This window comes from Serratia grimesii NBRC 13537 (genome assembly GCF_001590905.1).
In the GTDB taxonomy this organism is placed as follows: Bacteria; Pseudomonadota; Gammaproteobacteria; order Enterobacterales; family Enterobacteriaceae; genus Serratia; species Serratia grimesii.
In genome coordinates this window covers 39,508-52,883 of sequence record NZ_BCTT01000004.1, presented here as the reverse complement: position 1 = coordinate 52,883, position 13,376 = coordinate 39,508, and the positions used below count along the sequence as shown (strand labels likewise).

The window sequence follows — 13,376 nt, the reverse complement described above, 5'->3', positions numbered from 1 at the left end:
GGGTGCATATTATGAAAACTCTGCTGTTGACCGGCGCTACTGGCTTTCTCGGTGGTGCAGTGCTCGAAAAATTACTGAATGAAAATCAGGAAATTAACTATCTTCTGTTAGTGCGAGCTGAAAATGCGCAGCAGGGGCTGGAGCGTATTCGGATTAATATGGAGAAGTTTAATATTGAATCCGATTTATTCTCTAAAATCACGATAGAAAATATATTGTTGGGTGATTTAAGTGAGCCTGCTAATTTTTTAGCGGACACACGTATTAACAATGTAACGCACGTTATCAATTGTGCCGCTGTCGCTTCATTTGGCAATAACCCGCTTATTTGGAAGGTTAACGTTGAAGGTACATTGGCCTTTGCCGAAAGAATGGCGCAGGTACCGGGATTAAAACGTTTTCTGCATGTTGGTACCGCAATGTCTTGTGCACCGGAACCGGGTTCATTGGTTGCGGAAAGTGGTGAGTTTGAAGAAACGGCTGAGCATCTGGTGGAATACACCCGCTCTAAATCCACGATTGAACAGTTAATGCGTCAACACTGCCCGCAACTGCCGCTGGTGATTGCTCGTCCTTCTATCGTTGTTGGGCACACCCGTTTAGGGTGCCAGCCATCCAGCAGTATTTTCTGGGTGTTCAGCATGGCACTGATGCTGCGTAAATTCATGTGCTCGCTGCAGGACAACATCGACGTGATCCCGGTCGATTACTGTGCTGATGCGATGGTGATGTTGCTGAACAGCGAAACGCTGGATAATGACGTTTACCATATTTCCGCTGGCGAAGAGAGCAGTGTCAGCTTCGCAGATATTGATCGCGCTATTGCTGCCGCGTTGGAAAAACCACCGCTTGGCGACCATTACGCACAGGTCAGTTACGAAGCACTGCTGAACATGCGCAAGCAACTGAAAGATATTTTCGGGCCGTGCAACGAAAGACTGATGCTGAAAGCGATGCGTTTGTATGGATCTTTCGCCATGCTTAACGTGCGTTTCAGCAACGACAAAATTCTTAAGCTGGGCATGCCGAAACCGCCGCGTTTTACCGACTACATCGCCCGTTGCGTGCAGTCTACCCGCGGTTTGTCTATCCAGCAGCAGATGGTCGTGGATTTCAAATAACAGGATGGCGCCGCTAAGCGGCGCCTGATTGTATCCCGCCCATTACCAGGATGAAGACGACCAGAAAACGCGGCCCAGCACCACCAGTTGGTCTTTACGCTGCGGATAACTCAGGTGTTCGTCCTGGTATTCTTCCCGGTTCAGGGAGCGAATAGTGACACCGCCGTCAGGCTGTTCGATCAGCACTTTGACCCGCAGTAAATTACCATGACGAATCGCGTAGGTTTTGCCTTCGCGGATGCGTGTGTCATCGGTATTGATGCCCACCACGTCGCCATCTTGTAGCCGTGGCTCCATGCTGGAGCCGGAAATACGGATGATACGCGCCGCATTGACCGCCACCCCCATCTTGTGCAGATAGTAGCGACGAAAGATCAGTGAAAACTCTTCACGATCAACGATTTCATAACAGCCATCGCCGGCAGAAAAATTGATATCCAGTAGGGGGATTTCCACAAACTCTTCCTTGTCCTGTTCGGTATCTTCCCACACTACCGGTTTCAGGCGGGCAGGTTGAAAATCCGACTCTGCCGCCACGTTATCGAACGGGTGCACCAACTGTTTTTCATGGAAAACGTCGAACCAGCCTTTGGGCAGATCCAGTTTGGCCTCGATCCGCCTGGCAAGGTTATCGCCAAGGTTGCGGGAGGATTTTTCACCGGTAATTTGGCTCAGCGTTGGCGAAGAGGATTCAACCAGCACCGCGAAATCGTTCTGGTTGATGCCCTGCCGGGCATAGCTGGCCATCAGCTCGCGCAAATTATTGCGTCTTATTTCTTTGGTTTCCATCATCGGATGATCGCATTCTTTAGCAAAAAGGTAAATATCGTTTTTGCTAAATTTATCTTGCTTTAAATTTAGCAATTAGCTAAATATTAATGAGTGGACAGGGTCCACGAAGGCATTGTAGGGTCGTAGCATGTTGGGACTGGTTGACCCGGGATGAATATATTCGTCTCCTACAGTGACTGAGGCACGCGAGTTTAACTAACAAGGAATCTACGATGTTCAGTATTGATTACAATAGCTACCGTTCGGTAGCCGGCTTTGGCCACCGGGTGCGCTTTTTGGTGCTGCATTACACGGCGCAGAATTTTGCCGATTCCGTGCAGTCACTGACCGGCAAATCGGTCAGCGCCCATTACCTGGTGCCGGATCCGGAAGATCAAACCTATCAGGCAGCCGGTTTCAGTGGTGTACGCATCTTTAATTTGGTGGATGAAGATGAACGGGCCTGGCATGCCGGTGCAAGCCAATGGGGCAATCGCTCTAATCTCAACGATACGGCGATTGGCATTGAGATCGTCAATCTGGCGAGTGGCGATGGTGAAGACATTACTTTCCCACCGTTTAACCCGCAGCAAATTGCGGCGGTAACTCAACTGGCGCAAAATATCCTGCAACGTTATCCGGATATCACCCCCATTAACGTGGTGGCGCATTCTGATATCGCGCCGGGCCGCAAGAGCGATCCGGGTCCGCAGTTCCCGTGGCATCAGCTGTATCAAGCCGGGGTTGGCGCCTGGTATGAGGATGCGGTGAAACAACGACACCAGCATGAATATCAATGCCATGGCGTGCCCGCACAAGCTGATTTATTGGCGCTGTTCGCCAAATATGGCTATGACACCTCGGCAGCGGTTGACGCTGAAGGTTATCGCCAACTGGTGCGTGCCTTCCAACTGCATTTCCGTCAACGCCAGTATGATGGGGTGATGGATGTGGAAACCGCCGCCATTTTACAGGCGCTGGTGGATAAATATGCTGCTTAAGGACTGACTGCGGGTGAGGGACGCCTTATCCGCCTTTTCTCTACCCCTCTTCCTCCGCTAAACTAATGTACTTTCTCGCCCCTCATAACGGGATGCATTGTGCGCCTCGACAGAAAAATATCGTCGTTTGAACGTCTGACTTATCGCCATTACCGCATTGTGCATGGTGTGCGCATTGGGCTGGCGTTTATCCTGACCTTCCTGCTGATTCGTTTGCTCGCGGTGCCGGAAGGGACCTGGCCATTGATTACTTTAGTGGTGGTGATGGGGCCGATTTCGTTCTGGGGGAATGTGTTGCAACGTGCACTGCAACGTATCGCCGGTACGGTGTTTGGTGCAGCCTCGGGCCTGATTGCTCTGTATCTCGAACTCTACTCGCTACCGCTGATGCTGGCGTGGTGCGGGGTGGTGATGTTTTTCTGCGGCTATCTGACACTCGGTAAGCGGCCCTATATGGCACTGTTGGTGGGGATTACACTGGCGGTGGTTTGTGGCGCGGGGGCAGGTGACATGCATACCGCGTTGTGGCGCAGTGGTGACGTAATTTTTGGTTCGTTGCTGGCGTTGTTGTTCACCAGCATTTACCCTCAGCGCGCCTACATTCTGTGGCGTATGCAGATGGCGGATTGCTTGCAAAGCGCGAGTAAAATCTACGGTGCTTATTTGTCACCGAACATGATAGAGCGGCCGCGGTTGGAACCGCAGTTGAAAGATCTCTTGAATCAGGTGGTCAAATTGCGCGGCCTGATTGTTCCCAGCAGTAAAGAAACCCATATTCCTCCGGCTGTATTTGAAGCGGTACAAACGTTGAGCCGCAATCTGGTCTGTACTCTGGAGCTGTTGGCGGACGCTTATTGGGCCTCGCGTGAAACCCATTTCATTATGCTGAATGCGAAAACCCTGCGCAGTGCGCAATTGCTGACGCTGCGGTCGCTTGAATCATTGGCGGACACGATGCGTAATGGCCCACAAGCGCAACAATCTGTCGTGGCAGGCGAGCTAAGCGAAATCGCCGCTGAACTGAAAACGCTGATGCAGGAAGCCAGTGTCAGTCAGCACGGCGAAGCGCCAATTTACGGTTATGTCTGGCTGAGCATGGAGCTGACACAACAACTGGAAGAACTGGGCGACCTGCTCAAGGTCTGTACTGCTACCGGGCGCGAATAGGGGGTCAGATCATGAAGCAGGCGCTTCGGGTTTTTGTCCGGACAGCAAAGTGAGTAAGATAGGGCGATGAGTGTTGTGCCTGACCGCCACAAACCTGTATCTTGGTATCATTGTGGCCGTAAGCAAATGAATCTGTGTATTACTAAAGCAAGGGTATGAAGATGGATAATGCAAATAAGCCGAGTTTCCAGGACGTTCTGGAGTTTGTGCGTATGTTCCGCCGTAAAAATAAGCTGCAACGCGAAATTATCGACAACGAAAAGAAAGTTCGTGATAACCAAAAGCGTGTGCTGCTACTCGACAACCTGAGTGAGTACATCAAGCCAGGCATGAGCATTGAAGACGTTCAGGGCATCATTGGCAACATGCGCAGCGACTATGAAGATCGCGTTGATGACTACATCATCAAAAATGCCGATCTGTCTAAAGAACGTCGCGAACTGTCCAAAAAGCTGAAAGCTATGGGCGAAGTGAAGTAACCGTTTTTATCGGGCCGGGCATTTGCCTGGCCCTTTTATTTTTTGTTTCCCGCCAATCCGCCGTTATTGCCCTGAACCATACACGTCAAAATCAAAGTATTTATCGTTCACTTTCTTATAAGTGCCGTTGGCGATGATCGCTTTCAGCGCGGCATTAAATGCATTGAGCAATGCCGTATCCTCTTTACGCAACCCAATACCGTCGCCGATACCGAAATATTTGCTGTCATTGAGCTCAGCACCGGTAAAGGCAAAATCCTTCCCGGCAGGCGTATGGAAAAACTCACTGGCGCTGACACTGGCCAACAGTGACGCATCCAACCGTCCATTGACCAAATCTTCATTGGCTTCCTGCTGGCTTTGGTAGGACACCACATTGACCCCAGCTGGTCGCCATAGCGCGTTGGCGTAAGCTTCCTGGCTGGATCCCTGTTGTACGCCAACGGATTTGCCTTTCAGCGAAGCCGCGGTAGGTTGCAGATCGCTGCCTTTACGGGCTACCAACCGTGCCGGGGCATTGGACACTTTATCCGAGAAGGCTATTTGCGCCTGACGCTGCGGCGTAATGGTCATGGACGAGGCAATGGCGTCAAACTTTTTTGCCTGCAACCCCGGGATCATCCCATCCCAACTGCTTTCGACCCAAATGCATTTGGCCTGCATTTGATCGCACATTGCCTGCGCAATATCGACACCGAATCCGGTCAGCGCACCCTGTGGAGTCTTGTATTCCAACGGCGGATAGGTGGGGTCGACGCCCAGCTTAATGACTTTGCCGCTGAACTCTCCACCAAAGGCCGCGAAACTTAACGCCAGTGGCAGCAATAAAACCAGGCTACTTTTTGTTTTCATTTCATTTTCCTCAGTGTTGTGGTGTTCAAAAGGCCATTAAGCCAAAAAGCGTTCAACCAACTTGACCCAGTACGTTGCGCCAATCGGCAGGCATGCGTCGTTGAAATCGTAACCGGCGTTATGCAGTGAATTGCCGGGCGTGCTTTCACCATTGCCAATTGAGATATAGCTGCCGGGGCATTTCTCCAGCATAAAGGCGAAATCCTCACTGGCGGTAAATGGCCGTAGTGATGGAATTAGCTGTTGTTCGCCCGCCCAGTCCAGCGCCACTTCACGCGCCAGTTCGGTTTCCGCTGCGTGGTTCACCAGCACCGGATAACCATGCTGGTAATCAATTTCTGCCCGGGCACCAAAACTGACGGCTTGCGCTTCAACCAGTGCGGTAATGCGGTTTTCCAGCCGTTGACGTACATCGGCATTCAGTGCGCGCACGCTCAGTGTCATGGTGGCAGTCGCAGGGATCACATTGCTGGCAAGACCGGCCTGGATCGCCCCCACGGTGATGATCGCCGTTTCCTGTGGATCAATATTTCTGGACACGATAGTTTGCAGGCTCATCACGATGGCTGCGCAGACCACCACCGGATCGACCGTGTGTTGCGGGACCGCACCGTGGCCGCCGTGGCCGTGCAGGGTGATGTTGACCGTATCGGCTGAACACATGAAGGGGCCGCTGGCAAAGCCCAGTTGGCCAATAGGGAAGCCGGGCACGTTATGCATGGCGAACACCGCGTCACAAGGGAAGCGTTCAAACAGCCCATCTTCGATCATCACTCTGGCACCACCGCCACCTTCTTCTGCCGGCTGGAAAATCAGATGCAGAGTGCCGGTAAAGTCAGAGTGCAGTGCCAGATAGCGCGCTGCCGCCAGCAGCATTGTGGTGTGGCCATCATGGCCGCAGGCGTGCATCACGCCGCTATGGGTGCTGGCATAAGGCAGTCCGCTGGTTTCTTCAATCGGCAACGCATCCATATCGGCCCGCAAGCCAAGCGATTTCCCCACGCCGCGTTGCAGGGTGGCGACAACCCCGGTTTGTCCTATGTGACGCGTGACCTGATAACCCCACTCGGTCAGCAGCTTTGCAACCAAATCGCTGGTAGCAAACTCATTGAATCCCAGCTCTGGATGCGCATGAATATGGTGGCGAATGGCGACCATTTCGTGATGAACAGCGGCTATTTCAGGTAAAACAAGCAAATTTCCCATTGCGGCATCCCGATTGAATGTTCACTCCCCGACGCGAAAGATAACCGGGAACAAGGTACTTCGGAGACTAACAAACAACCTTTTGCCCGGGGAGCCGTCGTTCGGTTATGCTGACAACTTATGATTGTCAGGGGGCGTGATGAAACTACATCAGTTACAGGCTTTGGTCGCCAGTGCCGACGGTGGTAGCATCCGCGCCGCCGCACGACAATTGGGGCTTTCACAGGCGGCGGTCACGCGGGCCTTGCGAGAGCTGGAACAGCAACAGGAATTGCCGTTGCTGATCCGCACACCCGCCGGGTTGGGGTTCACGCCTTATGGAAAAACGTTGTTGGCGCACGCGCGGCTGGTGTTGAACCAACTGGAACAGGCCAACAATGAGATGGCGGGCCTGCGTGGGCTGGCGCAAGAGCAGGTGAAAGTGGCGATCACGCCGTGGCTGATGTTGACGGTGTTACCGGCGGCGGTGGTGGCCTTTCGCAAAAAGATGCCGAGGGTAAAACTGGAGCTGTTTGAAAGTCTGATGGCCAACGCCCAATCCCAGCTGCGAGAGGGCACGATGGATTTTGCCATCACGCCGCTTCCGGCTTCGATGGCACCGCAGGAGTTTCATTGTGAGCCGTTGCTGGATTATGAAACGGCGGTGATGGTGCGCCACGGCCATCCGTTGGCCCAAAGCACCTCAGTCCACCAATTGCTGGAGCAGGATTGGGTACTGAACTACACCCCGGAAAATTATGATGATTTAATCCAGCAACTGTTCAGCCGACACGGCGCTCAACTCGATCCGAACCGCATTATTCATGCGCATTCCCTCGGCATGTTGCAGGCAATGGTGGAGTCGGCAGACATGTGTACCTGGAGCCCGGTACCGTTGATAGGTTTACCGCAGTTTGCCGGACGGCTGCAACCGCTGGCGCTACAGGAAGGCTGCGACCTGGCGCGGCTGAACATTGTCACCAGGCGCAACAGCATCCTCAGCACCGCTGCCCACGCGTTGATTGATAACCTGATCCGCACCCTGCGCCAGCATGCTCGCTCCGCGCGGCTCGAGGACCGACTGATTTATGATCGGGTGAAGTTGTTGATTTAGGGTGGAGCACGGAGTTGTTGGGACTAGGTGTGATTTCGATACTCTGGAAGCAATCTGACCGTCAGCTTTGTGCCAATAGCGGACCTTTAAAAAATTGTTTGAAGTTATCAATAGGGAGTTAGTGACCACGTAATGGCGACCACGTCATTACCATTACGAGTAGTTGAAAATGCGCCAGTAATGACGGAACAATATCTCAGTGTGTATGAAGAAATTAATCGAATGAGGGAGCAAGGAGTGAGAGCGAATCGAATGGCAATTAAAATGTCTATGCTGGCATTTATGGCCAGTCTGGCAATGGGTTGCGCACCATTACAACCTTCAGGATGCCATAAAGCCACTGCACTGGGTAATTGCGGTTCTGGCAACTGGGATGATCGGGATGAGTGGGGCTCGCAAGCGCGGGCGATCAGAGCAGCGATAAATGCAAAACTTGCTGAGCCACAAAACTGGAAAGGGAAGAAGTGTCGGTTGCATATCGAGTTTGCGCAGAATGGCACGGCTTTAAACATATCAACCAGTGACGGTAATAAAGCATATTGCGAAGCGGTAAAATCAGCAGCCCAGAAAGCCACATTTCCGGCCTTCACTAATGAGGCGGTGTACCGCGATTTTCAAAAATCTCGCTTTGATTTGCGCGGCTAGTCATACCATGAACATGAGCAGGTCCGCTTCTCGCTCGAAGCGGATTGTCATTTTTGCTTAAAAAACAGGCTTAACGTGGGATATCTTCCGTTTTCCAAGCGGACCCCATTATGCGTATACGGAGTTTGAGCAAGAAAATATTTACGAGAGGGTGGGAAATAAAATGTTAACAAACAAGAAATATTTATGTAAAAAAATGAAGTTACGCTGGGAGTTGGATGGATTATAGATAGAAGGGATGCATGGAAAACTACGTTTTAAATGGCAATGTCATCAAACTACAACCGATCGCATATCCTGATGTAAATCATCTTCATAAGGATAGTCTTGTGTTGCTGGATAGAACTCAGCGGTTGTTACAGAGAACAAATATTGGGTATGAAAAACTGGTCAGCAATGCTAATGAGGTAATAAACACAGACAAGATAAAATTATTGCAACATCGCCTCAGTAATCATGTCGATCCCAAAATATTCCCCAGTGAGAACGCGACCAGTTTTAAAGAATTTTCTTTCTATCAGAATACGGGGCCTACTTTCATAGACAAACTATTCAGTGATGACTCGTTCATTGAATTTATCAGTGAAGCTGGACGTAAAATAAAAGATGAGTCTAACATTATTAGGCCGGGAAATATAAGGACTGTCCCTGATGAAGACGGTGGGTACACCGAGTTTATTGATATATCAATGCTTAGAACGACGCTACTTTCCCTACGTGAATATGCACTAAAAAATAATGGTGAGCATAGTTTGTTTGTGTCTATTGCTTTTTCCGTTATGTTTGTACACGCTCATCCACTTTTAGACGGAAACGGTCGCACATCCAGGCTTTTTTTTAATATGATGCTAAGAAATACCTTATCCGATTACATCCCGCTCACCGAGTTGTGTTACGCAGCACGTAGTGGGTATGTACTCAGTATACGTGAGGCATTTTTGTTCTCAGAGTGGGATAACATCATCAGATTTTACTGTAAGTGTATTCATCTTCTCTATGACTCATCATTAAGTGATCTAAATAGCATACAGTGAAAAATGTATGCTATTTAGCTAATTTATCGACAAAGGAGCATTTATGTTAACTGAAAAAGATTTGCTTTTGATCAAGACAACAACTATGACGGATACGCAAGTCGGTAAGGGTGACATTTGGACTACCTCTAAGACTTAATTGAAGTTGTATGTTAGGTAATACTTTATCTGACCGTTGATTACAAAGTATGGTGGGGCCCCGCCATACTATAAAAAATAAAAGGCTCCAATATGGAAAAACTTTTGTTTTTGTTTCAGTACTTCAGAGCTTCATCAAATAAAACGGTAAAGCGGCAGTTTGTCTATGTCGTGTTAATTTCCGTTATCACCACGCTGCTTTTTTCAGTGCAACCCGTCATTATGTCATATCTGGTCAATGCCATCGAGATAAAAGAGTACAATTTATCCGTTGCGGTTATTGGTCTTGCCATTAGTTATATTGCGCTGATGAGCATAAAAAAACTATCCTCGGCAGTGAGCTTTATTTTGATAACGTCGTTGCGTAACAACGTTGTCATTAGTCTGACAGATAGTTATTTTAAAAGTTTGTTTACCTCCAATAAAATGACGAAAAATGAGAATACCGGTGATATCACACAGAGGTTGAATCAGGCGGTTGACGAACTGACAACGTTACTGAGAAACATCTCGCACAACTTGCTACCCCCACTCCTGCAATTATTGTTTAGCATTTCAATAATATTGATGTCTGGAGATGTGGTTGTTGCATTGCTCTTCGTGCTTTACTTTATTATTTATCTTTGGACGAAAAGAAAATTTAACCCGCGCATTGTTAATCTGTATTCTGATTTTTATTCTTCCTCAGTGAAAAAATACAGCGTAATCACAGACAGTGTTAAGAATATAGATGCAGTTAGAGTTTGCAACTCTTATGATTTTTTGTTCGGTAGATATAAAAACTTACTCAATTCAATAGAAGCGAAACATGAAGCCTTGCTTAAGGCCGACTTCCGGTTTCTGTTGGTTGAGTCTATTTTAAGCGTTCTATTTTTTGGTGCCTCTTTCTTACTCTCCTTTTATCGTGTCATGAGTCAAGATATCACTCTAGGTCACTTTGTTATGGTATCTTCCTACATTATGCTATTGGCTGCTCCCCTTGAGAATATCGGCTCCATGTATACCGCAATGCAAAAATCCATGGTATCGCTTTATAAGTTTGTTACTGATATGGGCACGCCCCCCCGAAATGATCATCCGGTGATGAACAAGGCCCAAGGTAAAAATATCTCTGTGACGCTCTCAAAGGTCCTGTTTTCGTATGAAAAAAATGGAACGAACGCAATAAACAACATGGATTTAACGTTCTCAAATCCAGGTTTCTATACCTTGACCGGCCCAAGCGGAGCCGGGAAAAGTACCCTGGCTAAACTGATTGCTGGTGAGCTCACACCTGACTCAGGCCATATTTATATTAATGAAACACCAATAAATGAAATGTCGGATAAGACACGAGCGGAGTTAATGTTTCATGTATCACAAAATGACTATATCTTCATGGATACTCTTCGCTTTAATTTACAAATTGCGAGCCCGCATGCATCGGATGAAAAACTACTCACGGCATTGCAATTGGCTCAATTTAATGATATTCCCTGCGACAGCCCCGCTGAATTGTTAGATTTGCCAATAGGAGATAATGGTATGACCTTGTCAGGTGGGCAACGACAACGCCTGTCATTGGCCAGATTGTTTCTCCGGCAGCCACAAATCATTATTCTCGACGAAGTCACCTCGTCACTGGATATTGTAAATGAAAGAGCAGTGCTGAAAAACATAAAATCGGCCTACCCTTTAGCTATCGTCATCAATATCAGTCACCGGCGTTCAACATTTGATTACTCAGATGAGATAATAGTATTGGATCAGGATGGAATTGTTGAACGAGGTAATTTTGCATCACTTGCTGGAAAAAATGCTTATATTCAATCCATCTTGGAAAAAGGCAACTTGGACATTGCGGGTTAATACCCCGTCCTCACCCCCCGCCGGCCACGGAGACCGCAGGGGGAAATGATGACACTGTTCAGCCGTATCAAGGGCAGGAAAGGCCGCGTTACGGGCACGGTACAACACGCTGCCGATGTGATACCGCCCCGCCCGAACGAGCCCGGCGTGACGGTATGCTGGCGCAAAATAGCCCGCGGGGCAGGGGATGTCGTCCTGACGGCCGTGATCAGTGCAGCGCTGACCTGCCTGGTACTTCTGGTGGGAGGCCTGCTGTTTGGCCTGACAGAGACCGGCAGCGCCGCCGACTGGCTGGCCGTGGTGACCAACAGTATCGTGGCGGCCGGTGCGGTCGGAGCCTTCGCCTCGGATTCAACCGCTGCCCTGACAGAGCTGTGTGAACAACTGACTGCAGTTGAAGGGTACCTGAGACAGAATGAGGCGCTGCGCCACGGGAAACATCAACGTTATCCACAAATTTAGTGGATAACGTGTGTGCAATCGTCGGTAAAAATCAGCGTTTCCGGCAAGCTAAATCATTCGGATAATTATTGAGTTACTTCTTGCCCTGTCAGCATCGCGGTTGCGGGGCTTGCAGGTCTATCTGTTTCGCTTATGATTACTGTGTATTTATACAGCAAAGATATAGAAACGATGACCATTACCAAGCTGTTCAGATTTTCACCAGAAATCACGTTTAAGCTGCCATTTTTCGGTGCGCAATGCCCTGCTGGGTTCCCAAGCCCAGCCGACGATTATATTGAACAATCACTTGATTTAAATGATTTTATTCGTCATCCGGCAGCAACATACTTTATCCGTGCAACGGGGGAATCAATGGTCGATGGCGGGATATTGTCGGGTGACCTGCTGATCGTTGACCGCGCAGAAAAACCTGAACATGACAGCATAGTGATTGCCGCAGTCGACGGGGAATTTACCGTGAAACGTCTGCTACTCACTCTTTGCAGACTTCATACTCCATCATCCTCGTCGCCGGATGCCTGAAAAGCTAGCTTCAATGTGATAATCAAAGGCGGGCAGGCCAATTAGAAAAGATAGGGTAGCTTTAAAAGCTAAAAATGAATCAGGTATAACTAATGTTTCACATTTCTGATGTTGATAAGGGTGACCTTGAGTTAGGGTACCTAATCCAACGAACGCAGAGCGGGCCGCTATTCAAACGAAGGAAGTAAGATGCTTTTGCCAGATGCACGCTATACAAAAACCCTATATCAATCGTCATTTCAAGAATGAGTCGTCAACTGTTTGTTTCTCTGGATGGGCCTAAAGGAGCCGGTAAAACCACACTGTTGGAGGCCATTACGAAAGTACTAAGGGCAGACAACAAGAAGGTGGTCCGACTTTGCGAGAAAAAAAGCGATCCTTACAGAGGGGAAACAATGGCCCTCGTTAATAAGCTCGCCAGAAATCCCAGCCTGGATTTGGAATTGGAGGTTTGTAAGCGCCTTGCTGATAGCCGTGCCTGGATTTCCCAGCAAGTGCTGACTAAACAGCCCCCGGACAGCATTATCCTGATGGATCGTTGGTACCCGTCGGATGCCGCGTTTCGCCGGATGGTTCCATTTTCAGAGATTTTACAACTTAACATTGAGCGAAACGTGCGCACACCAGACCTGCATGTTGGGGTTGTTACTGCGCCTGATATTTCATGGGCGAGGGCCGCGGCCCGACCGCGTGGGCTAAGTAGCACGGTGATTTATAAGCTGGAAGAGCATGTCGCTTGTACCAAGGCGTTCGAGCAAGAAATTGCAAATCACGGCTGGGTTTTATGCCGTAATGAAGGAATGATTGAAGACGCAACGATGCAGGTGATTTCCGAGATCTACAGAGTGCTTGGATGATGCCCCACGTTCTTGCCATAGGCAGTTTTGTGCCAATAGAGGAAGTTGCTAATCCCCTGGCACGCTATTAAACAGTTTGCAGTGCAGCTTATTTATATTCCTCATGTAAAAAGGGCACTAACTGAAAGATATCACTCCGCCTTCCCATGCTATATCTCCATCAACACATACTCATTG

At 49.1% G+C, this 13,376-nt stretch carries 14 protein-coding genes; 11 read left to right on the top strand and 3 right to left on the bottom strand.

Features of this window, described 5'->3' with window-relative positions; translation table 11 throughout:
- Positions 1 to 11 precede the first annotated feature (11 nt).
- Positions 12 to 1,121: an SDR family oxidoreductase gene (locus tag SGR01S_RS04770; protein WP_061806723.1), complete on the top strand. Its 1,110-nt coding sequence runs from the start codon at positions 12 to 14 to the stop codon at positions 1,119 to 1,121.
- A gap of 42 nt (positions 1,122 to 1,163) precedes the next feature.
- Here the strand turns inward: SGR01S_RS04770 and SGR01S_RS04765 are convergent, their stop codons facing one another.
- Entirely contained in the window at positions 1,164 to 1,910 is a 747-nt protein-coding gene (locus SGR01S_RS04765) for a LexA family transcriptional regulator (RefSeq protein WP_037425549.1), read from the bottom strand.
- Between the two features lie 215 nt (positions 1,911 to 2,125).
- On the opposite strand from SGR01S_RS04765, the gene SGR01S_RS04760 reads away from it, so the two are divergent.
- From SGR01S_RS04760 to tmaR, 3 genes are all read left to right on the top strand, one after another.
- Positions 2,126 to 2,893, top strand: a complete 768-nt coding sequence (locus SGR01S_RS04760) for an N-acetylmuramoyl-L-alanine amidase (protein WP_061806715.1) — start codon at positions 2,126 to 2,128, stop codon at positions 2,891 to 2,893.
- A 99-nt stretch (positions 2,894 to 2,992) separates the two neighbouring features.
- Positions 2,993 to 4,060: an FUSC family protein gene (locus SGR01S_RS04755; protein WP_061806714.1), complete on the top strand. Its 1,068-nt coding sequence runs from the start codon at positions 2,993 to 2,995 to the stop codon at positions 4,058 to 4,060.
- Between the two features lie 161 nt (positions 4,061 to 4,221).
- Complete coding sequence (gene tmaR / locus SGR01S_RS04750) at positions 4,222 to 4,539, top strand: PTS system regulator TmaR (RefSeq protein WP_037425492.1); 318 nt, start codon at positions 4,222 to 4,224, stop codon at positions 4,537 to 4,539.
- Positions 4,540 to 4,602: 63 nt separating this feature from the next.
- Here tmaR and SGR01S_RS04745 read toward each other — a convergent pair whose 3' ends face one another.
- Positions 4,603 to 5,391 (bottom strand): ABC transporter substrate-binding protein, encoded by a 789-nt coding sequence (locus SGR01S_RS04745; protein ID WP_037425489.1) that lies wholly within the window; start codon positions 5,389 to 5,391, stop codon positions 4,603 to 4,605.
- A 36-nt stretch (positions 5,392 to 5,427) separates the two neighbouring features.
- On the bottom strand, positions 5,428 to 6,597 hold the full coding sequence (locus tag SGR01S_RS04740; protein ID WP_061806713.1) for a M20 aminoacylase family protein: 1,170 nt from the start codon (positions 6,595 to 6,597) through the stop codon (positions 5,428 to 5,430).
- Positions 6,598 to 6,736: 139 nt separating this feature from the next.
- Here SGR01S_RS04740 and SGR01S_RS04735 point away from each other — a divergent pair, with 139 nt between their 5' ends.
- From SGR01S_RS04735 to SGR01S_RS04705, 7 genes are all read left to right on the top strand, one after another.
- Positions 6,737 to 7,690 carry a LysR family transcriptional regulator gene (locus SGR01S_RS04735; protein WP_061806712.1) on the top strand — a complete coding sequence of 318 codons (954 nt, stop codon included), beginning with the start codon at positions 6,737 to 6,739 and terminating at the stop codon, positions 7,688 to 7,690.
- Positions 7,691 to 7,942: 252 nt separating this feature from the next.
- A complete protein-coding gene (locus SGR01S_RS04730; RefSeq protein WP_037416964.1) occupies positions 7,943 to 8,335 on the top strand; it encodes a cell envelope integrity TolA C-terminal domain-containing protein in 393 nt (130 codons plus the stop codon).
- 242 nt (positions 8,336 to 8,577) lie between these two features.
- The gene (locus tag SGR01S_RS04725; protein WP_061806711.1) at positions 8,578 to 9,369 is read left to right on the top strand and encodes a Fic family protein; all 792 of its coding nucleotides are present in this window, start codon (positions 8,578 to 8,580) and stop codon (positions 9,367 to 9,369) included.
- Between the two features lie 231 nt (positions 9,370 to 9,600).
- Positions 9,601 to 11,355, top strand: a complete 1,755-nt coding sequence (locus tag SGR01S_RS04720; RefSeq protein ID WP_061806710.1) for an ATP-binding cassette domain-containing protein — start codon at positions 9,601 to 9,603, stop codon at positions 11,353 to 11,355.
- 147 nt (positions 11,356 to 11,502) lie between these two features.
- Positions 11,503 to 11,817, top strand: a complete 315-nt coding sequence (locus tag SGR01S_RS04715) for a hypothetical protein (protein ID WP_147284274.1) — start codon at positions 11,503 to 11,505, stop codon at positions 11,815 to 11,817.
- Positions 11,818 to 11,988: 171 nt separating this feature from the next.
- Positions 11,989 to 12,342: a translesion error-prone DNA polymerase V autoproteolytic subunit gene (gene umuD / locus SGR01S_RS04710; RefSeq protein ID WP_061806708.1), complete on the top strand. Its 354-nt coding sequence runs from the start codon at positions 11,989 to 11,991 to the stop codon at positions 12,340 to 12,342.
- 245 nt (positions 12,343 to 12,587) lie between these two features.
- On the top strand, positions 12,588 to 13,199 hold the full coding sequence (locus SGR01S_RS04705) for a dTMP kinase (protein WP_061806707.1): 612 nt from the start codon (positions 12,588 to 12,590) through the stop codon (positions 13,197 to 13,199).
- Positions 13,200 to 13,376 lie beyond the last annotated feature (177 nt).